A 20,479-nucleotide genomic window follows, 5' to 3' on the forward strand; every position below is an offset into this window, starting at 1 on the left:
CGGGTGAGCCGATGAGCACGTGGCAGCTTGCATTGTCACGTGCTCGGCTAATATCTTCATCGCTAATCCCTTCGTCAACTGAAGCTGCATCGTGGCCGCTCAGGCGCTGCGAGAGCCGCCAGTGCCGGTACGCGAGGAGCCCAAGTGTCAGCACCCTTCGCCCGCTATCTGCATGGTGCCCTGTCCCTCAAGGGACGTTTACTGCTCGGGCTGTTCGTCACCTGGGCGGTCGTGCTGGCCCTGTTGCTGGGCTTCGGCTGGCGCTCGGCCGAGACGCTGGCGGGTGACTCGAGTCGCATGCATTTGCGTTATGAAGCCCGCTTGATAGCCGACGAACTCACTCAGCAGGTGGATTCCCGGCTGTCGGCACTGCAGCGCCTGGCGGGGCGAGTGCCGGTACAGGCTTCGGCAAGTCAGTATCGCGATGTGCTGCGGGACAGTGACGCCTTGCTCGAGTGGTTCGAGGGGCTCTTCGTCGTCGATGGCGAGGGCCAGGTACTGGCCGACTGGCCCAATGTCGAGGGTCGTGTCGGGCTGGATGTCTCGGGTCGCGAGTACTTTCAGCACCTCGAGGCGTTCAAGACCCCCTATGTCAGCGATCCCTTCCGCGGGCGAGCAAGCCAGGAGTCGCTGATCGTCTTCGTCGTGCCGCGCCTGGACGTTGCCGGCAACTTCCAGGGCATGGTCGGTGGTATCGTCAATATCCGCGATGGTGGCCTCTTCAACCGCCTGTCACGCATTCGCCTGGGCCTCGAGGGATTCGCTAGTGTCATGACGTCCTCGGGTCAGGTCCTCTACCACCCGGATCGCTCGCGGATCCTCTCCGAAGTGCCCGATGCTCGGGCCAACTCCTGGGCCCACCTGTCACTGTTCGGCTGGGAAGGGGAGGTGCTCGGTGAGCTGCCCAACGGTGAGCTGGGCTATCAGGCCTATCGTCAGATATGGCCGGCCGATTGGGTCGTCAGCGTGGTCCTGCCTCGCGATCAGGTGCTTTCCCCCCTTCTGGAGAGAGTCGGCCGGCTCGGCTGGTGGGCTCTGCTGGTGGCGGGGTTGATGATGCCTGTCATGGGCTGGCTGGTATGGTTGTCCCTGCGTCCCCTCTATCGGCTGGAGAGGCAGATCGGCGAGATCGGGGCCGGCAAGCGTACCCAGGTGGCCCTGGCCACGCGCATGCAGGAGCTGCAGCGTGTCGCCACCACTTTCAATCGCGTCGAGGTCGAGCGTGGGCAGGCCCTGGCGCGCTCCCGCGAACGTCAGGCGTTTCTCGATGCCATCCTGTCGTCTTCCCCGGTCGGGATTTTCGTGACCGAGCCCGATGGTGCCATTTCCTATGTCAATCCGGCGCTGGTGGAGCTGACCGGATACCAGGAGATCGCGACCAACCCCATGGCATGGCTGAATCGCGTACACGCGGATGACCGTCAGGCCATGCAGGACCTGTGGCAGCATAGCCTGCTTAGCGGCGAGGACTTCCTGCAGCAGTATCGTTACTGGCACCGCAAGGGTGAGGTGCTGTGGCTCGAAGTGCATGCCAGGCGGGTATCGACCGAGGATGGCCATCTTGGCTTCGTCGGCACAGTCAAGGATATTACCCAGCGTCGCGAGGAAGAGGCGCTGCGCCAGTGGGAAGCTGAGCATGACCCGCTGACCGGACTGCTCAATCGGCGCGGCCTCGAGCGCCGCCTCGAGGAGGCGCTGGCCGACTGGCGCAAGATGGGGACGCCCTCGGTGCTGATGGTATTCGACATGGACCGTTTCAAGCCCATCAATGATATCGGCGGCCATGCCCTGGGGGATGACATGCTGTGCCGGGTGGCCCGGGAGCTGAAGCGGTCCATCCGGCGCAGCGATCATGCGGCGCGTCAGGGCGGCGACGAGTTCGCCGTGCTGTTGCCGAGCTGCACCGTCGAGCAGGCCCGGCGCATTGCCGACTCACTGCGTGAGGCCATCCGTCAGTTGAGGGTCTATCACCAGGGGCAGGCATTCAGTGTGACCCTGAGTGTTGGCGTGACATGCTTCGCGGGCCCGGACCAGCGCATCAGCAGCATCATGCAGCGCGCCGATGAGGCATGCTATGAAGCCAAGCGAGCAGGGCGAGATGGGGTCGTCATCCGGGGGTGAGGTAGATAGATGGCGCCCTCTACTGGATTCGAACCAGTGACCTGCCGCTTAGGAGGCGGCTGCTCTATCCTGCTGAGCTAAGAGGGCGGGGGTTGATGAGCCGGTGCGTAGTATAAGCGGCCGATGCGCCGAGATAAACCCGATAGCCCTGGCCGAGCACCGTCGTTTGTAAACACCCCCTGAGTGTCGCGGAGGTTTTCAGGTTAGAATGCCGCCACACTTATCCGTCGAGCATGACCGTCATCGAGCCGACCTTCTCAGCCCACGGTGATCGCCATTTCGATGGCATGGCCGACAAGTTTGCCAATAGCCTCTATGCCAAGCGTCGAGGGGCCCTGCGTCTGGCATTGCTGGAGCGCCTGCTACCAGAGATGTTGGCACTGCGGTCGCAGCCGGCGCTGGATGTCGGCGGCGGTCTCGGCCAGCTATCCGGCTGGCTGGCCCGGCGTGGTCACCCGGTTACGCTCTGCGAACCGGCCCGGGACATGCTCGAACGGGCTGGCGCGGCGCTCGCCGATACGGATGTCGCGTTGCGGGCCCTGCCGCTTCAGGCCCTGCCGGAGCAGGCGCCGGGCCCCTGGCCGCTGGTGACTTGTCATGCCGTGCTCGAGTGGATGGCCGATCCGCGAGCTGCCCTGGCGACCCTGGCCGGCCTGCTCGCCCCGGATGGCCAGTTGTCGCTGATGGTCTTCAATCATGATGCACTGCGTTTCTCGAATGTGCTCAAGGGCAATCTGGAGCGTGTCATGGATGACCGGCTCGCCGGCCTGGGCAAGGGCAAGCGGTTGACGCCCATCTCGCCGGTGCGTCACGCGGAGGTGATGCGCTGGGCCGAGGAGAGCGGGCTCAGGGTGACACACCATGCCGGCATCCGGGTCTTCGACGACTATCTGCAACAGCCCGTCGAGACTGCCGGGATGGACGAGCGACTGCTCGAGCTGGAATGGCGTTACTGCCGTGACGAACCCTACTGGCGTCTGGGACGCTATCTGTTGTACACCCTGGTTCCCGCCCGTGACGAGGACGATGATCGATGAAGGCCGAAACCCCTGTCTGCCAGCTTCTCCAGCGTCAGTCGACGGATTACCGTGACTGGTTATGGGTCGGCCCGCCCGGAGACAGCTGGCTCGGGAGTGCCGGCGGGCACCTGCTGTCGGCCGACCGGGTGCGGTTGCACGACTGGCAGACGCAGGGCGGGGTGGCCAGTGGCCCCTTTGCCGAGGATCTGCCCGCGCCTGCCGGCGTGGTGCTGTTCTGGCCCAAGGCGCATGCCCTCGGTGAGTGGTGGCTGCTGTGGCTGTGTGCCCGGCTCGAGCCGGGCACGCCACTGCAGGTGGTGGGCGAGCATCAGGGTGGTATCAAGCGCGTCTTGAAGGTACTGGCGGCGCTTGGCCTGGGCTGTCGCAAGCTCGACAGTGCGCGGCGCTGCAGCCTGTTTGCGTCTCAGCTGGATCGCGTGGGGATCGACCCGGATGCCGCCTGGCAGCAGTTCGAGGCGGCGGGCCTTGACCTGGTCAGCCACCCCGGGGTCTTCGGGCACGGCAAGCTGGATGACGGCACTCGTCTGCTGCTGTCACAGCTTGATGCCTGCCTCCCCGAACAGGGGGCGGTCCTCGACATGGGATGCGGGGATGGCATTCTGGCGGCCTGGCTGGCGCGTCGTGGGCTGACGGTCACGGCAGTGGACGTCAATGGCTTCGCGGTCGAGGCCACACGACGCACACTGGCCGCCAACGACCTGGTGGGTGAAGTGTGCCATGCCGATCTGTATGCGGGTCTCGGGGATCGACGCTTCCAGGCCATCGTCAGCAATCCTCCCTTTCACCAGGAACGTGCCGTGGACCATGGCCCGGCCGGCCGCCTGATTGCCGAGGCCCCGGAGCATCTGGAACCCGGTGGTCAGTTGCTGATGGTCGCCAATGCCTTCCTGCCATATCCGGACCTGCTCGAGCGGGCCTTCGGCGGTTTCGAGATCCTGGCGGATGACCAGCGCTTCCGCGTCTATCGCGCCGTGAAGCGCCCGGAGCTGTAAGCTATAAGCTGTAAGCGATAAGTAATACCTTGATACCGAGCTTTTCGAAGAGGCCTGCTGGCTTACGGCTTTCAGCTACCCGCCTGCGGGTCGCGATACTCGATGGCGGTGATCAGGTAGGTGGTTTCCCCGCCGGGGGCGGCGACGGTGGCTTCGTCATCCAGCCCCTTGCCCAGCAGCGCCCTGGAGAGCGGGGCATCGACGCTGATCCAGTGCTTGTCGGTATCGGTTTCGTCATGGCCGACGATGCGTAGCTGCATGGTTTCGCCTTCTTCATCCTCCAGCGTCACGAAGGCGCCGAAGAAGATGCGCCGGGTGTCGGCCGGCAGGCGGTCTACCACCTGAAGCTCGTCGAGCCGTTTGGTCAGATAGCGGATGCGGGCGATGACCCGGTTGAGCTCTTTCTTGTTGTAGGTGTAATCGGCGTTCTCGCTACGGTCGCCGAGCGCGGCGGCCTCGCCTACCTTGGTGGAGAGGGCGGGGCGCTTGACGCGGGACAGGTGGTCGAGAATGCCGCGCAGGCGTTGAGCGCCCTCGGCGGTGATCAGGTTGCTCTTGGGTTCCTGGCGCGGGTCCTTGGCGGGGTCGCGCCAGCGGGTCATGTTGCGGCCTTTCATGGATCGCGCCTCGTGCAGGGTGGCCCCCGCAACATACGTCATGCGTGGACGCCAGGCAATTCATGCGCCGCCGGGTCAGGGGCCACGTCATGACGGCAGTAACAGAGAAGCGGCGACTGGCGAATAATTCAAACGTTCGTTACATTTCATTCTAAAGGTCTTGCCAACAATATCTCTCCAACCCTTCTCGAGGAGCTCATCATGCGCCAACGCCTGTGGCCTGCCGTCGCAATCTGTTTTTGTCTGGGGATGTCGTCCCTGGCCCATGCCTGGCAGGAGGAGGTCTTTGCGCAGACGCGGCGCTGGGAGAATATTTCCACCAGCATGGCGGCATCGCGTCGTGCCGACGCCCTGTCGGCCCTGTCAGAAGAGGCAGCGGCGCTGGCACAGGCCAACCCGGATGTCAGCGAGGTACTGATCAATCAGGGCATCATTCTGGCCTCGCTGGCGCGCGAAACCGGCGGGCTCGATGCGCTGGGCCCTGCCAAGCAGGCGAGGCGTGTGCTGGAACGTGCCATCGAGCTGGATCCGCAGGGTCGACAGGGCTCGGCGCATGTCACCCTGGGAGCACTCTATGCTCGGGCGCCTGGCTGGCCGGTGGCCTTCGGCGATGACGAGACGGCCGAGGCCATGTTCCAGCGCGCCCTGGAGCTGCAGCCTCACGGCATCGCGGCCCATTACTATTACGCGGTCTTCCTCGCAGACGAGGGGCGTGATGCGCAGGCGCTCGAGCATGCGCGGCAGGCCCGGGAGGGCGAGGCGCGCGCCAGTGTGACGGCCTGGGATGAGACCCTGCGCGAGAGGGCGGCTGTGCTGGTCGATGAGCTGAAATAACCGGGCCAGTGTCGCCTTCTGCTTGCCGAAGCCCTGACATGGTCCCGATAATGGCCCTTTTGCCACAATCGGAGGCTCCATGTCGGCAGCGGATGAGGATCATGCATCGGCCAGTGCGGCGTTCGGCGCCGATGATGTCGACCTCCTCGAGCGGCGCTATCTCTACCAGGGGTTCTTTCGTCTGGATGCCCTGAGGTTGCGCCACCGCCTCTTCGAAGGGGGCTGGAGCGCGACCATGACCCGCGAGGTGCATCATCGCCATGATGCGGTGGGCGTGCTGCTCTATGATGCCGAGCGTGACGCCGTGGTGCTGGTCGAGCAGTTCCGTGCCGGGGCCATCGATGACCCCGTCTCGCCCTGGAAGCTCGAGTGCGTCGCCGGCCTGGTGGAGCCGGGCGAGACGGCCGCCGAGGTGGCGCGTCGCGAGGCCATGGAGGAAGCCGGCTGCAGCGTCGGCGAGCTGCATGAAGTGCACACCTACTATCCCAGCCCCGGTGCCTGCGATGAGCAGGTGACCCTGTTCTGCGGACTGATCGACAGCCGTGGCCTGGGCGGTGTGCACGGCCTGGCCGAGGAGCACGAGGATATTCGCGTGCATGTGCTATCATTCCCGCGTTGCTGGGAACTGCTCCAGGCGGGGCGGCTCGATAATGCCATGTGCCTGATCGGCTTTCACTGGCTGGCCGCGCGACGAGCCTCACTCAGAGCAAGGAGATAGCGTGTCGAAGAGTGCCTATGTGACCGATCTGAAGGACCTCCAGGGAGAGTGCACGGCCAACTTCGTGCGCCTGATGCGCCTGCTGGGCGACATGGAGGCCGGCGAGACCCGCGAGTACGAGCTGTTCGGCCAGGGCAGGCGCCTGGGCATCCTGTGCCTGGAGCTCCTGGAACGCGCGCCCTATACCAGCATCGTGCGTGTCTCCCAGCGCGGTGTGCTGGATTCGCTACTGGAAACGCCGCGCATGCGGGTGCACCTCTACCACGATGTGCGCATGGCCGAGGTCAACGACTTCCAGCGCCAGCGGCACTTCGATGGCCGTTATCGCTATCCCAATGCACGCATGCATCAGCCCGACGAAAAGCTCCAGCTCAACCGGTTTCTCGGTGAATGGCTGGATCACGGCCTGGCGCATGGTCATGCCATCGATATTCCCGAATTACCCTGATGCGCCTGATCCAGGTCAGCGACTGCCACCTGCACGCCGACCCGGCGGCACGCTCCAGAACCGGCAACCCCTACCGCCAATGGTGTCGAGTCCTCGATGAGGTGGCCCGTTATCAGCCGGACATGTTGCTGGTCACGGGCGATATCAGCCAGGACGACAGCCAGGCTTCCTATGTGCTGGCGGAGCGCGAACTGGCGCGTCTGGAATGCCCCTGGTACTGGCTGCCCGGCAATCATGATGTGCCCGCCCTTATGCAGCAGTTTCAGGCGCCGACGACCCGGGTCGACCTGGGCTCGGTCGACATGCTGCTGTTGAATACCCAGGTCATCGGCGAGGCGCACGGCAAGCTGGGCCCCGAACGGCTTGCCGCCCTGGATGCCGAATTGAGCAGGAGCCAGCGAGCCCCTCTGCTGGCCATGCATCATCCGCCGCTGGCGGTCGGCTCGGCCTGGATCGATGCCCTGGGGCTCGTCGATGCGGCCGAGTTCTGGCAAGTGCTGGCCGCGCATGAGCCGGTCGAGGCGATCTTCTGCGGTCATGTGCACCAGGCCTTTGATACGCGACAGGCGCTACCCCGGGGAGAGGTGCCGGTGCATGCCTGCCCGTCGACCTCGGACCAGTTCCTGCCCGGCTCCCGGGCCTTTGCCGTCGACAGTGAAGCCCTTCCGGGCTTTCGCATCATCGACCTGCCGCCATCTGCCGACAATGGAGCCGTGTCGACCCGGGTGGTGCGCGTCCCTCTGCCTTGAGCCGCCGCAGCACTGCCTAGCCGGGACGGTTGGCGATGATGACGGCGCGGCGTGGCGCCGGATAGCCCTCCCGGGTCAGGCTCGGATCCCTCGGGTCGAGGAAGTCGGCCAGGGACTGGAAGGTCATCCAGTCGGTGGCGCGCTGCTCGTCGAGCCGGGTGTCGGCCTCGTCGACGACGCGGACATTCTCGAAGCCGCAGCGTTCCAGCCAGCCCGTCAGCGCGGCGGAGGACGGCAGGAAGTAGACGTTCGGCATGGCGGCGTAACGCTCGCCCGGCAGCAGCACTGTGGTGGCGTCGCCGCGCACCACCAGGGTTTCCAGCACCAGCTCGCCGCCCGGTCGCAGGGCCGCCTTGAGCTGGAGCAGGTGTTCCAGGGGCGAGGGGCGGTGATAGAGCACGCCCATGGAGAAGACGGTATCGAACGCCGCCAGGTTCTCCGGTACCGCCTCGATACCCACCGGAAGGAAGTGGGTGCGCCCCTGGTCCGCCTCGCCGATGAAATGGCGTACCGCCTGGAACTGCCAGAAAAAACGTGGTGAGGGGTCGATGACCAGCGTGAAGGCGGCACCGGCACCGGTCATGCGCCAGGCGTGATAGCCATTGCCACCACCGACATCGAGTACTCGACGCCCACGCAGCGGTGCCAGGTGAGGCGCCAGGCGTTGCCACTTCCAGTCCGAGCGCCATTCGCTGTCGATGCTGACGCCACCGAGTCGGTAGGGGCCCTTGCGCCAGGGCGCCAAGGCGCGCAACAGATTCTCGCACTGGCGCTGCCGGCTGGCATCGAGCTCGCAGTCCACCGTCACGCTGTCGGCATCGAGCGCCACATGCCGCGGCTCGGGCAGTGCCGGCAGTTTGGCCACGGCCTTTTCCCAGGCCGGCAGGTCGCCATAGCGTTTGGGGTCGAGGGCTTGGTCGAGCTGTTCGGGCAGTCTGGCCAGCCAGCGGTCGAGTCGCTGATCGAGCAAGGCCTGGTACAGCGGACGGTGCACGTCGTGGCGGGTCGACATCAGGCCTCCTTGAAGGCGATCACAGCGGCGAAGTTCAGGTACTGGAACCAGGTCAACGAACGGCTGAAGCCGGCGTCCGCGAGTCGGGCATGATGGGCCGCCAGGGTGTCCGGCACCAGGACGTTTTCCAGGGCGGTGCGCTTCTGGCTGATTTCCAGGTCGCTGTAGCCATTGGCGCGCTTGAAGTCGTGGTAGCGCTCGACCAGCCAGGCATTGTCCTGTTCATCATCGGCGACGATCTTTTCGGACAGGATCAGCACGCCGCCGGGCTCGAGTGCCTCGTAGAGGCGCGCGATGACGCTGTTGCGATCCTCGGGGGCGAGAAACTGCAGGGTGAAGTTGAGCAGGATCATGCCCGAGGCCTCGAAGGCATGCCGGCGGATATCGTCCTCGATCACCGTCATGTCATGGGCGGGGCATTCCTCGCGCAGGGTCTGGCTGGCACGCTCGACCATGGCCGGCGACAGGTCGATGCCGGTATAGCGGAAGGCATCGGGCGGCAGCTGGCCGGCCAGGGCCAGGCCGGCGGCGCCCAGTGAGCAGCCCAGGTCATGGACGTGGCCGCCATGACGCAGATGTCGCCGGGCCAGCGGCCCCAGCATGGCCAGGATCTGCCCGTAACCGGGCACGGAGCGACGGATCATGTCCGGGAAGCAGGCGACCACGCGTTCATCGAAGGAAAAGCGTGCGACTCTGTCCAGGGGTGTCGAAAAGATGCCGTCACGGTAAGATGCATTACTCATGGGAAGGTCGAAGCGTTGGGCTGGAAGCCCGTCATTCTACGCTTCCCTGCCGCAGGCTGCACACAGGACGATCAGGAGTGGATTGATGAGCCAATGCCCCGTGGAACACAGGGAGGCCTGGCGAGCGCTGGCCGAGCATGCCGAGGGCATGGGGCAGCGTCACCTGCGCGAGCTGTTCGCCGGCCATCAGGCACGCTTTGCCGATTTCAGCCGCGAGGCGGCCGGCCTGACGCTGGATCTGTCCAAGCAGCGCTGGGACAGCCGGACCCTGGAGCTGTTGTTGAACCTGGCCAGGGAGGCCGGTGTCGAGGACTCGATCCGCGGCCTGCTGGCCGGCGAGCGCCTCAACCTGAGCGAGAATCGGCCCGCCCTGCACACGGCCCTGCGCCTGCCGGCGGACGCCAGGCTCGAGGTGGAAGGCGAGGACCTGGTGGCCTCGGTGCATGACACCCTGGCGCGCATGGAGCGCATGGTCGAACGCTTCCACGCCGGTCAATGGCGCGGCGCCACCGGCAAGCCGATCCGCGATGTGGTCAACCTGGGCGTCGGCGGTTCCGACCTCGGTCCGCTGATGGTCACGCATGCACTGGCGGACTACCGCCCGCAGGGGCATTACCACATCGATGTGCATTTCGCCTCGACCATGGACGGCTCGCAACTCGCCGACTACCTGGGCCGCCTCAACCCGGAGACGACGCTCTTCGTGCTGTCGTCCAAGTCCTTCACGACCATCGATACCCTGACCAATGCGCGGACCGCGCGGGACTGGCTGAAGGCGCGGCTGCTGGGCAGCGACCGCGAGGAGGGTGTCGACGAGTCGCTGTTGATGCGTCAGCATTTCATCGGTGTCTCGGCGAGCCCCGAGAAGATGCGCGAGTGGGGCATCGATGATGCGCACCAGCTGGAGTTCTGGGAGTGGGTCGGCGGGCGCTATTCCCTCTGGGGTGGCATCGGACTGCCCATCGCCCTGGTCGTCGGCATGGACAACTTCCGCGAGCTGCTCGCCGGCGCGCACGACATGGACCGACACTTCAGCGAGGCCGAGCTGGGCGACAACCTGCCGGTGCTGCTGGCGCTGGCGGGTATCTGGAATGTCAACTTCCTGGATATCCGGGCCCATTCGATCCTGCCCTATGACGGCCGGCTGGAATACTTCGCGGCCTACCTCGAGCAGCTGGAAATGGAGTCCAACGGCAAGTCGGTCAATCATGATGGCGAGCCGGTCAACTATTCGACCTGCCCGGTGCTCTGGGGGCAGCTCGGTCCCAATGCCCAGCACGCCTTCTATCAGCTGTTGCATCAGGGCACCCAGTCGGTAGTGTGCGACTTCATCGCCCCGAGGGTGCGCTATGACGATGTGGACGACCCGGCGACCCGGGACCACCTGATGAGCCAGCATCGTCTCACCCTGGCCAACTGTTTCGCCCAGTCGCGGGCCCTGATGCTGGGCGATGCGGCACTCGACGAGGACGGGCCGCGCCCGGGCCACAAGCGTTATGCCGGCAACCAGCCCTCCAGCACCCTGCTGCTCGACCGCCTGACACCGCGCACCCTGGGTGCCCTGGTGGCGCTCTACGAACACAAGGTCTTCGTGCAGGCGACCATCTGGGATATCAATCCCTTCGACCAGTGGGGCGTCGAGCTGGGCAAGACCCTGGCCGGCGAAACGCGCCGCATTCTGGAGCACCAGGCCGGCATCGATGGCATGGATGATTCCACCCGCGGATTGATCGAGGCCGTCTGGGCGGCAGAGTCGTGAACCCGGTCGCCTGGGGCCTCCGGCGCGGATCTTTCATGCTGGCCATATATACAGTTTTTCGCGTATGCTGAATGCCATGCCCGCTTTGCCGACCGCCAGTGGTGTGCTCTACCTGCACGGCTTCAACAGTGGCAGTGCCTCACCCAAGGCCGCCCTGGTGTGCGAGGCCTGTGAAGGCCTGTCACTGCCGTGTGCGACGCCGGACCTGCCTCACCGCCCCGACCAGGCCCTGGCCCTGTCCGAGGCCGAGCTGGCCGGGCTGGGGGCGGCGCCCATGGTCGTCGGCAGCTCCATGGGCGGCTTTCTGGCCAGCGTGCTGGCCGAACGCCATGAGTTGACGGCTGCGCTGATCAATCCGGCCGTGGCACCGGCGCGGCTGGTGGCCGACTGGGTCGGCAGGCCCCACGTCAACCCTTACACTGGCGAGCACTTTCGGGTGGAGGACGCCCATCGTCGAGCACTGGCGGCCATGACCCCGGCATCCGTCTCGCCCTGGCGCTATCTTTTGTTGCTGGGCACCGCCGACGCCACGCTGGCGCCGCAGGATGCCTGGCAGCTGTACCGGGGCGCACGCACCATCCTGCACCCCGGGGGTGATCACGGCTTCAGTGCGCTGGCGGATTATCTGCCGGCCATCATGGCTCATGGCGGTCACGCCCTGTCCGCGGAGCGGGCCACAGCGTTGAGGAAGGAACCAAATGACCCTAACCAGTCCGGGTGATGCATGACACAGTACAGTGCCAGTTCCATCGAGGTGCTCGCCGGGCTCGAGCCCGTACGCAAGCGCCCCGGCATGTATACCGACACGTCGCGCCCCAACCACCTGATCCAGGAGGTCATCGATAACAGTGTCGATGAAGCGCTGGGTGGCCATGCCGGGGTGATCACGGTACGCCTGTTCGAGGATGGCGGGGTCGAGGTCAGCGACGATGGCCGCGGCATGCCCATCGATATCCATCCGCAGCATGGTGTCTCGGGTATCGAGCTGATCATGACCAAGCTGCATGCCGGCGGCAAGTTCTCGGCCTCCAGCTATCGCTTTTCCGGCGGCCTGCACGGTGTCGGCGTCTCGGTGGTCAATGCGCTTTCCCGGCGCCTCGAGATCGAGGTGCTCAAGGATGGCAGCCGCCACCAGATGGCCTTCGAGCATGGCGAGAAGGCCTCGGAGCTGTCGGTCATCGGCTCGGTGGCCAAGCGATCGACCGGCACCCTGGTGCGCTTCTGGCCGGAAGTCAGCTACTTCGATTCGCCGAAACTCTCGCTGCCGCGTCTCAAGCACCTGCTGCGGGCCAAGGCGGTGCTCTGCCCGGGGCTCAAGGTGACCCTGGTCGAAGCCGATGGTACCGAGAGTGTCTGGCAGTTCGAGGACGGCCTGCGTGACTACCTGTCCCAGGCGACCGATGGCTACGAGGTCCTGCCGGCCGCGCCCTTCGTGGGGCATTTCGCCGACGACGAGCAGGCCGTGGACTGGGCCATTCAGTGGCTCCCCGAGGGCGGTGAACCCTTGCTGGAGAGCTACGTCAACCTGATCCCCACACCGCTCGGCGGGACCCACGTGAACGGCCTGAGGGCCGGGATGCTGGAGGCGCTGCGCGAGTTCTGCGAATACCGCAGCCTGTTGCCGCGGGGCGTCAAGCTGACCGCCGAGGATCTCTGGGAGCGCGTCTCCTATGTGCTCTCGGTGAAGATGCTGGAACCACAGTTCGCCGGCCAGACCAAGGAGCGCCTGTCGTCCCGCGTGGTTTCCGGCTTCGTCTCCGGGGTCGTCAAGGACGCCTTCTCGCTGTGGCTCAACCATCACGTCGATCAGGGTGAGGCCCTGGCCGAGCTGGTGATCAGCGCCGCTCAACGCCGCCAGAAGAGTGCCAAGAAGGTGGCGCGCAAGAAAATCACCTCCGGGCCGGCGTTGCCCGGCAAACTGGCCGATTGCAGTGGTCAGGACCCGGCAGCCAGCGAGCTGTTTCTGGTCGAGGGCGACAGTGCCGGCGGCAGTGCCAAGCAGGCGCGTCAGCGCGAGACCCAGGCGATCCTGCCGTTGCGCGGCAAGATCCTCAATACCTGGGAAGTCGAAGGCCAGGATATCTATGGCTCCCAGGAAGTGCACGACATCGCCGTGGCCATCGGCATGGAGCCCGGCAGTGACAACCGCGACAAGCTGCGCTATCACAAGATCTGCATCCTCGCCGATGCCGACTCCGACGGCCTGCACATCGCCACACTGCTGTGTGCCCTCTTCGTGCGCCATTTCCCGGCGCTGGTGGATGCCGGCCATGTCTATGTGGCGATGCCGCCGCTGTATCGCATCGACCTCGGCAAGGAAGTCTTCTATGCCCTGGACGAAAGCGAGAAGGCCGCGATCCTGCGCCGCCTGGAAGGCAAGCGCGGCACGCCCAATGTCCAGCGCTTCAAGGGCCTCGGCGAAATGAGCCCGCTGCAGCTGCGCGAAACCACCATGGCCGCCGAGACCCGGCGCCTGGTGCAGCTGACCCGCGAAGCCGACGACGGCACCCTGGAGATGATGGACATGCTGCTGGCCAGGAAACGCGCCGCCGACCGCAAGAGCTGGCTCGAAGACTACGGCAACCTCGCGGAGATCGAGGTGTAAGAGAGAAGAAGGAAGACGTAAGAGGGAAGAGAGTCTAGGGGTTCTTCCTTCTTCAAGGCGCGAAGCGCCGATCTTCCCTGTTCTGACTGTGTTTTTCTCCTGATGGCAGATAGGGCCCAGAACCCATGACCATGGATATCCAGGTGGCGGAGGGCGACGTCGAGCGTCTGTCCCTTCGCGAGTATACCGAGAAGGCGTATCTCGATTATTCGATGTACGTCATTCTCGACCGCGCCTTGCCGCATATCGGCGATGGCATGAAGCCGGTGCAGCGCCGCATCATCTACGCCATGCGCGAGCTGTCGCTGAGTGCCAGCGCCAAGTACAAGAAGTCGGCGCGGACCGTCGGCGATGTGCTGGGCAAGTTTCACCCGCACGGTGACAGCGCCTGCTACGAGGCCATGGTGCTGATGGCGCAGTCCTTTAGTTACCGCTATCCGCTGGTGGATGGCCAGGGCAACTGGGGCAGCCCGGACGATCCCAAGTCCTTCGCCGCCATGCGCTATACCGAGGCGCGGTTGTCGAAGTTCTCCGAGGTGCTGCTCAGCGAGCTGGGGCAGGGCACCGTGGACTGGGCGCCCAACTTCGACGGCACCATGAACGAGCCCGTGGTGCTGCCGGCGCGCCTGCCGCATGTGCTGCTGAATGGCGGGACCGGCATCGCGGTGGGCATGGCGACGGATATTCCGCCGCACAATGTCCACGAGGTGGTCGAGGCCACCTGTCATCTGCTGCGCCAGCCCGAGGCGACCACCGTCGACCTGCTGGCGCACATGCCGGGGCCGGACTTCCCCACCGAGGCCGAGATCATCACGCCGGCGGCGGAGCTGCGCAAGACCTACGAGAGTGGTCGTGGCTCGGTGAAGGTCCGGGCACGTTACGCGCGTGAAGAAGGCAATGTGGTGATCACCGCGCTGCCCTATCAGGTCAGCGGCGCCAAGGTGCTCGAGCAGATTGCCGGACAGATGCAGGCCAAGAAGCTGCCCATGGTCGCCGATCTGCGCGACGAGTCCACCCATGAGGAGCCCACGCGGCTGGTCATCGAGCCGCGTTCCAACCGGGTCGATATCGAATCCCTGATGGCGCATCTGTTCGCCACCACGGACCTCGAGAAGAACATTCGCGTCAACATGAACGTGATCGGCCTGGATGGCCGGCCGCGTGTGCTGTCGCTGGCCGGCATGCTCGGCGAGTGGCTGGACTTCCGGCGCAGCACGGTGCGCCGGCGTCTCGAGCATCGTCTGGGCAAGGTCGAGGACCGCCTGCACATCCTCGAGGGCCTGCTGACGGCCTACCTCAATATCGATGAGGTCATTCGTATCATCCGCGAGGAAGACGAGCCCAAGCCGGCTCTGATCCAGACCTTCGGGCTGAGCGAGCGTCAGGCCGAGGCCATTCTCGAGCTGCGTCTGCGCCACCTCGCCAAGCTCGAAGAGATGAAGATTCGTGGCGAGCAGGACGATCTCGAGGAAGAGCGCAAGCACCTCAAGGAGCTGCTGGGCAACGAGGCGGCGCTGACCGACCTGATCGAGCGCGAGCTGCGCGAAGCCGCCGAGCAGCACGGTGATGCGCGTCGGGCGCCCCTGGTCGAACGTCAGGAGGCCAGGGCACTGTCCGAGGTCGAGCTGATCGGGGCCGACCCTGTCACGGTGGTGCTCTCCGAGAAGGGCTGGATCCGCAGTGCCAAGGGCCACGACATCGATCCGTCGGGGCTTTCCTACAAGGCGGGGGATCGCTTCGCGCTGGCGGCCCGCGGCAAGACCAACCAGCCGCTGGTGCTGCTCGACGACACCGGGCGCGCCTACACCCTGGCCGCCCATAACCTGCCCAGTGCGCGCAGTCAGGGCGAGCCGGTGACCGGCCGGGTCAATGTGGCGGCCGGGGCGCACATGGCCGGCGTCATGCTGGCCCCGCCGACAGCACGGTATGTGCTGTGCTCCGATGGCGGCTACGGCTTCGTCGCTGCGCTGGAATCGCTGACCGGCAAGAACAAGGCCGGCAAGGGCGTATTGACGGTTCCCAAGGGCTGTAACGTATTGCCACCGATCCAGGTGCCGGAAGGCGAGGGGATCAGTGTCGCCACGGTGTCCAACGAGGGCCGCCTGCTGGTCTTCCCGCTGGAGCAACTGCCCGAGATGGCCAAGGGCAAGGGCAACAAGATGATCGATATTCCGGGCGCGCGTGCGGCACGGCGCGAGGAATTCCTGCGCGACCTGGCGCTGCTCGGCCCCGGCCAGGCCCTGGTGGTGCACGCCGGCAAGCGCAAGCTGACCCTCAAGGCCAGCGAGCTGGACTATTATCGAGGTGAGCGCGGGCGCCGCGGCAGCAAGTTGCCCAGAGGCCTGCAGAAGGTCGACCGACTTGAGGCGGAAGAGGGAAGATAGAAGAGGGAAGACAGGAGGTGGGTTATAGTGCTTTCTTTCTTCTTCCAGGCGCGTAGCGCCGCTCTTCCTTCTTCTTTCTAGGAGTAACATGACACGACGAGTCTTGATCCGTGCGACGGGTAACGCTCGCCCCGGCCAGCTGGCCGGGTTGGGCCGGGCATTGGCGAGTAGCGGGGCGCGGCTGCTGGATATCAACCAGAGCGTGACCTTCGGCATGCTGTCGCTGGAGGCGCTGGTGGGCCTGGATCACGAAGCCGATCTGGAGGGGGCGCTCACGGCGGCGGGCAGCGAGCTGGGGCTCGATGTCCAGGCGGTGCAGGTCAGTGCCGAGGATTATCATCGCTGGAGCGTGCAGAGTGGCCAGCCGCGTCTGATCATGACCCTGCTGGCGCCGCGTCTGCCGGCCGGCATCCTGGCCGAGGTCGGCCTGCTGACGGCCGAGCAGGGGCTGACCGTGGAGTTGATCCACCGGCTCTCCGGCCGCGAGCCCCTGGATGGCGAAACGCCGCCCCATGGAGCCTGTGTCGAGTGCTGGCTGCGCGGCGATGAGGTGGATATCGAGGCCCTGCGCGAGAAGGCGCTGGCGCTGGGGGCCGTGCATGGCATCGATATCGCCCTGCAGGAGGACTCGATCTGGCGCCGCCATCGACGCCTGGTGTGCTTCGACATGGACTCGACGCTTATCCAGGCCGAAGTCATCGACGAACTGGCGCGGCGGCATGGAGTCTTCGATGAGGTGGCCGCGGTCACCGAACGCGCCATGCGCGGCGAGCTGGACTTCCAGCAGAGCTTTCGCGAGCGCATGGCCAAGCTCGAGGGGCTGGACGAGTCGGTACTGGCCGACATCGCCGAGAACCTGCCGCTCATGGATGGCGTCGAGCGTCTCATGCACCACCTCAAGCGCCTGGGCTATCGCACCGCGATTCTCTCCGGCGGCTTCACCTACTTTGCCGAATATCTGCAGAAACGACTGGGCTTCGATGAAGTGCATGCCAATGAGCTGGTCATCGACAACGGCAAGCTGACCGGTGAAGTCCGGGAGCCGATCGTCGATGCCGAGCGCAAGGCCGAGCTGCTGCAAGGGATCGCCGCGCGCGAAGGGCTTGCCATGGAACAGACCATCGCCGTCGGCGATGGTGCCAATGACCTCAGGATGCTGGCCGCCGCCGGTCTCGGCATTGCCTTTCGTGCCAAGCCGATGGTGCAGCTGCAGGCCCGTCAGAGCATCTCGACCCTGGGGCTCGATGCGGTGCTGTACCTGATCGGCTACCGACAGGTGGACCTGGAAAGCTGATGAGACGATGGTTCGGCACGCGCGCCTCTGCGCTGACCTGGCGCGACCGCTTCGAGCGTATTCGCGCCAACAAGATCTTCGAAACGCTGGTGATCGCCATCATCATCGTGTCGGCCCTGTTGGTCGGGGCCAAGACCTACCCGGAAACCGGTCGCTTCCACTATTGGCTGCTGGCCATGGACATGGCGGTGACGGTCTTCTTCCTGGTGGAGATCGTGATCCGCATGGCGGCGGAAAAGCGGCTGCGCGACTTCTTCAAGCAGGGCTGGAACGTCTTCGACTTCCTGATCGTCACGGCCAGCCTGGTGCCGCTGGGCGGGTCCGATATGGTGCTGCTGGCGCGTCTGCTGCGCATCTTCCGGGTATTGCGTCTGGTGTCCATGATCCCGGAGCTGCGCATGCTGATGGCGGCCCTGATCAAGTCGATCCCGCGCATGGGCTATGTGGCGCTGTTGATGTTCATCATCTTCTACATCTATGCCGCCATCGGAAGCTTTCTGTTCGTCGATGTGGATGACTATCTGTGGGGCAACATTGCCACGGCGATGCTGACCCTGTTCCGGATCGCGACCTTCGAGGACTGGACCGACATCATGTATGCCACCCAGGAGGCTTATGCCTGGAGCTGGATCTATTACCTGACCTTCATCTTTCTGACCGCCTTCATCTTCCTGAATATGATGATCGGCATCGTGCTGGACGTGATGCAGAAGGAGAGTGCCGCCATCGACCGGGAAAACGGCGAGGGCGAGGAAGCCGAACTGCAGGACCTGCGCCACGATGTGCGCCAGTTGAGTGGCCAGATCGCTCGCCTCGAGGCTTCACTGCAGCGCCAGGACGACGACCACCGGTGACCGGGCGGGCCGCTCGGCAACGCCAGAGGCCCGCGGTTGCGCTCATCCTGCCGAGTCTATAAAATACTTGCGCCCGTTCGCCTGTCGAGCGGGAACCGTGTTTTTTTCGAAAATCACCTCCTTGCTTCCTCTGGGTGCATCTGCTGCCTCCACCGGAAGCTGCCAAACCGCAAGGAGAACCCATGCGTCATTACGAAATCGTTTTCATGGTCCATCCGGACCAGAGCGAGCAGGTCCCGGCGATGGTCGAGCGCTATACCGGCCTCGTCACCGAGAACGGCGGCACCGTGCACCGTCTCGAGGATTGGGGGCGCCGTCACATGGCTTACCCGATCAACAAGATCCACAAGGCTCACTACGTGCTGATGAACGTCGAGTGCAGCGGCGAGACCCTCGAGGAAATCGAGAATATCTTCCGCTTCAACGATGCCATCATTCGCAGCCTGGTGGTGCGCTGCAAGGAAGCCATCACCGAAGCTTCACCGATGATGAAGCCGGCCGAGGACAAGCGCGCGCGCCGCGACGACAAGCAGCGCACCGCCGAGTCCGCCTGAGCCCACCCGTCGCACGTTTGAAGGAGTCTTTACATGGCACGCTTTTTCCGTCGCCGTAAGTTTTGCCGTTTTACCGCCGAAGGCGTGAAGCAGATCGACTACAAGGATCTGGACACGCTCAAGGGTTATGTCACCGAGACCGGCAAGATCGTTCCCAGCCGCATCACGGGTACCAAGGCACGCTACCAGCGTCAGCTGTCCACCGCGATCAAGCGGGCACGCTACCTGGCGCTGCTGCCTTACACCGATAGTCACCAGTAAGTTACCGGCTCGATGCTGCCTGTCGCACGATGGCTGATGCAGGGCCTGCCCCAGGCGATGCTTGGGGCGGCAATCAGCACGCTGGTGCCCTGGTTGTTCTGGCTGGGTGCCGCCATCGCGGCCTTGATGACGCTGCGCAAGGGGCTGGCATCGGCGCTGCCGGTGATCATTGCCGCCACCGTCCCGGCGGGCTGGTGGTGGAGCCAGGGGGATGTTGTACCACTCTCCAGTATTCTGCTGGTGACCCTGATGGCCGTGGTGCTGCGTGCCCGGATGCGCTGGAGCGAGGCCTTGATCGTGGGTGCCCTTGGCGGGGCCCTGATGATTCAGGTAGGTAGCTTCACGCCGCCGGGCAGTTCCGAGGCGCTACTCGAGCAACTGCATCAGGGAGCGCCCCAGATCGCCACCATGCTCGATGATCTGGCCAGCCAGGGGGTGGATACCCAACGACTCGCCGATCTACTGATGGGTGGTGTGACCGGGCTGGTAGTATTGCTGATGGCAGTGGCCTGTCTGGCGCTGGCCCGGTCCTGGCAGGCCGGGTTGTACAATCCGGGGGGCTTTCGCGAGGAGTTTCATGCCCTGCGACTGTCGCCGCGTGAATTGCTGGTATTGCTCGGTGTCGGTGTTGCCGGTGCCGTGCTCGATATGCCGGGACTCGGCATGTTGATCTGGATACCACTGCTGATAGCCGGCATCGCCCTGGTACATGGTTTTATTGGATTGAAGGGAATGCATGGGATCTGGCTGGGCGTCTTCTACGCGATGCTCATCTTTACCTGGCCCATGATTCTCATCGTGCTGCTCGTGGCCCTGCTGGATTCGTTCGTGAACATTCGCGCACGACTCGGCAGCGGCAACTGACAAGAGGTTAACGAGATGGAAGTCATTCTGCTCGACAAGATTGGCAAGCTGGGCGGTCTGGGTGACCAGGTCAACGTCAAGCCCGGTTATGGCCGTAACTACCTGGTGCCTTACGGCCTCGCCGTGCCGGCCACCAAGGACAACATCGCGGCTTTCGAAGCCCAGCGTGCCCAGCTCGAGGCGGAAGCCGCCGAGCGCAAGGCAGAAGCTGAAGCGCGCGCTGCGCAACTCAACGATATCGAGCTTTCGCTGGTCGCCAAGAGCGGTGACGAAGGCAAGCTGTTCGGCTCCATTGGTCCGCGTGACCTGGCAGATGCGATTGCCTCTGCCGGCATCGAGGTGGCCAAGAGCGAAGTGCGCATGCCACTGGGCCCGATTCGCCAGACCGGTGAATACGACATCGACCTGCACCTGCATGCCGAAGTCGGCGCCACCGTGCGCGTCGTGGTTGTGGGCGAGTAAGCTCGACGATCGACGTCCGCGTTGATGTCCAGGGGCGCGAGGTTCAACCTCGCGCCCTTTTTTTACCCGGCAGTTTTTGCTGGCCTGGACGGCAGCCCGTGCGGCGTCTTTCGCTGCATGAGGTCAGTGCCTCCCTTCGGGTAGAATATCGATGCCGACCCCGTCAGG

20 protein-coding genes and 1 tRNA gene are annotated in these 20,479 nt (G+C 64.8%); 17 read left to right on the forward strand and 4 right to left on the reverse strand.

Annotated features, from left to right (window positions below; all coding sequences use genetic code 11):
* Positions 1-144 precede the first annotated feature (144 nt).
* Positions 145-2,121, forward strand: coding sequence for a sensor domain-containing diguanylate cyclase (locus HHA01_RS01385; RefSeq protein ID WP_141317314.1), 1,977 nt, complete (start codon positions 145-147; stop codon positions 2,119-2,121).
* Positions 2,122-2,131: 10 nt separating this feature from the next.
* On the opposite strand, the gene HHA01_RS01390 is transcribed toward HHA01_RS01385, so the two are convergent.
* Positions 2,132-2,208 (reverse strand) — tRNA-Arg (locus tag HHA01_RS01390).
* 146 nt (positions 2,209-2,354) lie between these two features.
* On the opposite strand from HHA01_RS01390, the gene HHA01_RS01395 reads away from it, so the two are divergent.
* On the forward strand, positions 2,355-3,158 hold the full coding sequence (locus HHA01_RS01395) for a methyltransferase domain-containing protein (protein ID WP_141317315.1): 804 nt from the start codon (positions 2,355-2,357) through the stop codon (positions 3,156-3,158).
* Complete coding sequence (locus tag HHA01_RS01400) at positions 3,155-4,153, forward strand: methyltransferase (RefSeq protein ID WP_141317316.1); 999 nt, start codon at positions 3,155-3,157, stop codon at positions 4,151-4,153. Before HHA01_RS01395 ends, HHA01_RS01400 begins: the two co-directional genes overlap by 4 nt.
* Positions 4,154-4,224: 71 nt before the next feature.
* On the opposite strand, the gene greB is transcribed toward HHA01_RS01400, so the two are convergent.
* Positions 4,225-4,770 (reverse strand): transcription elongation factor GreB, encoded by a 546-nt coding sequence (gene greB, locus HHA01_RS01405; RefSeq protein WP_141317317.1) that lies wholly within the window; start codon positions 4,768-4,770, stop codon positions 4,225-4,227.
* A 201-nt stretch (positions 4,771-4,971) separates the two neighbouring features.
* Between greB and HHA01_RS01410 the strand changes: the two genes are divergently transcribed.
* The 4 genes from HHA01_RS01410 (at position 4,972) to HHA01_RS01425 (ending at position 7,519) form a co-directional block, all read left to right on the forward strand.
* Entirely contained in the window at positions 4,972-5,604 is a 633-nt protein-coding gene (locus HHA01_RS01410; protein ID WP_141317318.1) for a TRAP transporter TatT component family protein, read from the forward strand.
* Positions 5,605-5,683: 79 nt separating this feature from the next.
* Positions 5,684-6,322, forward strand: a complete 639-nt coding sequence (locus HHA01_RS01415; protein WP_141317319.1) for an NUDIX domain-containing protein — start codon at positions 5,684-5,686, stop codon at positions 6,320-6,322.
* 1 nt (position 6,323) lies between these two features.
* Positions 6,324-6,770: a DUF1249 domain-containing protein gene (locus HHA01_RS01420; protein WP_141317320.1), complete on the forward strand. Its 447-nt coding sequence runs from the start codon at positions 6,324-6,326 to the stop codon at positions 6,768-6,770.
* A complete protein-coding gene (locus HHA01_RS01425; RefSeq protein ID WP_170214815.1) occupies positions 6,770-7,519 on the forward strand; it encodes a metallophosphoesterase in 750 nt (249 codons plus the stop codon). The genes HHA01_RS01420 and HHA01_RS01425 overlap by 1 nt, the downstream gene beginning before the upstream one ends.
* Before the next feature lie 16 nt (positions 7,520-7,535).
* Here HHA01_RS01425 and cmoB read toward each other — a convergent pair whose 3' ends face one another.
* Both cmoB and cmoA read right to left on the reverse strand, forming a co-directional pair.
* Positions 7,536-8,531 carry a tRNA 5-methoxyuridine(34)/uridine 5-oxyacetic acid(34) synthase CmoB gene (gene cmoB / locus HHA01_RS01430; RefSeq protein WP_141317322.1) on the reverse strand — a complete coding sequence of 332 codons (996 nt, stop codon included), beginning with the start codon at positions 8,529-8,531 and terminating at the stop codon, positions 7,536-7,538.
* The gene (gene cmoA / locus HHA01_RS01435; RefSeq protein WP_141317323.1) at positions 8,531-9,274 is read right to left on the reverse strand and encodes a carboxy-S-adenosyl-L-methionine synthase CmoA; all 744 of its coding nucleotides are present in this window, start codon (positions 9,272-9,274) and stop codon (positions 8,531-8,533) included. The genes cmoB and cmoA overlap by 1 nt, the downstream gene beginning before the upstream one ends.
* A gap of 85 nt (positions 9,275-9,359) precedes the next feature.
* Between cmoA and pgi the strand changes: the two genes are divergently transcribed.
* From pgi to rplI, 10 genes are all read left to right on the forward strand, one after another.
* Positions 9,360-11,033: a glucose-6-phosphate isomerase gene (gene pgi / locus HHA01_RS01440; RefSeq protein WP_141317324.1), complete on the forward strand. Its 1,674-nt coding sequence runs from the start codon at positions 9,360-9,362 to the stop codon at positions 11,031-11,033.
* Between the two features lie 76 nt (positions 11,034-11,109).
* On the forward strand, positions 11,110-11,754 hold the full coding sequence (locus tag HHA01_RS01445; RefSeq protein ID WP_246053773.1) for a YqiA/YcfP family alpha/beta fold hydrolase: 645 nt from the start codon (positions 11,110-11,112) through the stop codon (positions 11,752-11,754).
* Between the two features lie 3 nt (positions 11,755-11,757).
* The gene (gene parE / locus HHA01_RS01450) at positions 11,758-13,638 is read left to right on the forward strand and encodes a DNA topoisomerase IV subunit B (RefSeq protein ID WP_141317326.1); all 1,881 of its coding nucleotides are present in this window, start codon (positions 11,758-11,760) and stop codon (positions 13,636-13,638) included.
* A gap of 125 nt (positions 13,639-13,763) precedes the next feature.
* Complete coding sequence (parC, locus tag HHA01_RS01455) at positions 13,764-16,022, forward strand: DNA topoisomerase IV subunit A (protein ID WP_141317327.1); 2,259 nt, start codon at positions 13,764-13,766, stop codon at positions 16,020-16,022.
* A gap of 88 nt (positions 16,023-16,110) precedes the next feature.
* Entirely contained in the window at positions 16,111-17,316 is a 1,206-nt protein-coding gene (gene serB, locus HHA01_RS01460) for a phosphoserine phosphatase SerB (protein ID WP_141317328.1), read from the forward strand.
* Complete coding sequence (locus tag HHA01_RS01465) at positions 17,316-18,170, forward strand: ion transporter (protein ID WP_141317329.1); 855 nt, start codon at positions 17,316-17,318, stop codon at positions 18,168-18,170. The genes serB and HHA01_RS01465 overlap by 1 nt, the downstream gene beginning before the upstream one ends.
* A 182-nt stretch (positions 18,171-18,352) precedes the next feature.
* Positions 18,353-18,724, forward strand: a complete 372-nt coding sequence (gene rpsF, locus HHA01_RS01470; protein WP_141317330.1) for a 30S ribosomal protein S6 — start codon at positions 18,353-18,355, stop codon at positions 18,722-18,724.
* Between the two features lie 33 nt (positions 18,725-18,757).
* Complete coding sequence (rpsR, locus tag HHA01_RS01475; protein WP_141317331.1) at positions 18,758-18,985, forward strand: 30S ribosomal protein S18; 228 nt, start codon at positions 18,758-18,760, stop codon at positions 18,983-18,985.
* 12 nt (positions 18,986-18,997) lie between these two features.
* Positions 18,998-19,849: a hypothetical protein gene (locus HHA01_RS01480; RefSeq protein ID WP_141317332.1), complete on the forward strand. Its 852-nt coding sequence runs from the start codon at positions 18,998-19,000 to the stop codon at positions 19,847-19,849.
* 15 nt (positions 19,850-19,864) lie between these two features.
* Positions 19,865-20,311: a 50S ribosomal protein L9 gene (gene rplI / locus HHA01_RS01485; RefSeq protein WP_141317333.1), complete on the forward strand. Its 447-nt coding sequence runs from the start codon at positions 19,865-19,867 to the stop codon at positions 20,309-20,311.
* Positions 20,312-20,479: the final 168 nt, after the last annotated feature.

It is taken from the genome of Halomonas halmophila (assembly GCF_006540005.1).
GTDB classification, from domain to species: Bacteria; Pseudomonadota; Gammaproteobacteria; order Pseudomonadales; family Halomonadaceae; genus Halomonas; species Halomonas halmophila.

What these genes read in the sequence shown, in the direction of transcription:
- rplI (WP_141317333.1), top strand. Translation starts at nt 19,865, where the DNA reads ATGGAAGTCATTCTGCTCGACAAGATTGGCAAGCTGGGCGGTCTGGGT.
- HHA01_RS01400 (WP_141317316.1), top strand. Translation starts at nt 3,155, where the DNA reads ATGAAGGCCGAAACCCCTGTCTGCCAGCTTCTCCAGCGTCAGTCGACG.
- pgi (WP_141317324.1), top strand. Translation starts at nt 9,360, where the DNA reads ATGAGCCAATGCCCCGTGGAACACAGGGAGGCCTGGCGAGCGCTGGCC.
- HHA01_RS01465 (WP_141317329.1), top strand. Translation starts at nt 17,316, where the DNA reads ATGAGACGATGGTTCGGCACGCGCGCCTCTGCGCTGACCTGGCGCGAC.
- HHA01_RS01445 (WP_246053773.1), top strand. Translation starts at nt 11,110, where the DNA reads ATGCCCGCTTTGCCGACCGCCAGTGGTGTGCTCTACCTGCACGGCTTC.
- HHA01_RS01410 (WP_141317318.1), top strand. Translation starts at nt 4,972, where the DNA reads ATGCGCCAACGCCTGTGGCCTGCCGTCGCAATCTGTTTTTGTCTGGGG.
- parC (WP_141317327.1), top strand. Translation starts at nt 13,764, where the DNA reads ATGACCATGGATATCCAGGTGGCGGAGGGCGACGTCGAGCGTCTGTCC.
- greB (WP_141317317.1), bottom strand. Translation starts at nt 4,770, where the DNA reads ATGAAAGGCCGCAACATGACCCGCTGGCGCGACCCCGCCAAGGACCCG.
- HHA01_RS01395 (WP_141317315.1), top strand. Translation starts at nt 2,355, where the DNA reads ATGACCGTCATCGAGCCGACCTTCTCAGCCCACGGTGATCGCCATTTC.
- rpsF (WP_141317330.1), top strand. Translation starts at nt 18,353, where the DNA reads ATGCGTCATTACGAAATCGTTTTCATGGTCCATCCGGACCAGAGCGAG.
- serB (WP_141317328.1), top strand. Translation starts at nt 16,111, where the DNA reads ATGACACGACGAGTCTTGATCCGTGCGACGGGTAACGCTCGCCCCGGC.
- rpsR (WP_141317331.1), top strand. Translation starts at nt 18,758, where the DNA reads ATGGCACGCTTTTTCCGTCGCCGTAAGTTTTGCCGTTTTACCGCCGAA.
- parE (WP_141317326.1), top strand. Translation starts at nt 11,758, where the DNA reads ATGACACAGTACAGTGCCAGTTCCATCGAGGTGCTCGCCGGGCTCGAG.
- cmoB (WP_141317322.1), bottom strand. Translation starts at nt 8,531, where the DNA reads ATGTCGACCCGCCACGACGTGCACCGTCCGCTGTACCAGGCCTTGCTC.
- HHA01_RS01480 (WP_141317332.1), top strand. Translation starts at nt 18,998, where the DNA reads ATGCTGCCTGTCGCACGATGGCTGATGCAGGGCCTGCCCCAGGCGATG.
- cmoA (WP_141317323.1), bottom strand. Translation starts at nt 9,274, where the DNA reads ATGAGTAATGCATCTTACCGTGACGGCATCTTTTCGACACCCCTGGAC.
- HHA01_RS01415 (WP_141317319.1), top strand. Translation starts at nt 5,684, where the DNA reads ATGTCGGCAGCGGATGAGGATCATGCATCGGCCAGTGCGGCGTTCGGC.
- HHA01_RS01425 (WP_170214815.1), top strand. Translation starts at nt 6,770, where the DNA reads ATGCGCCTGATCCAGGTCAGCGACTGCCACCTGCACGCCGACCCGGCG.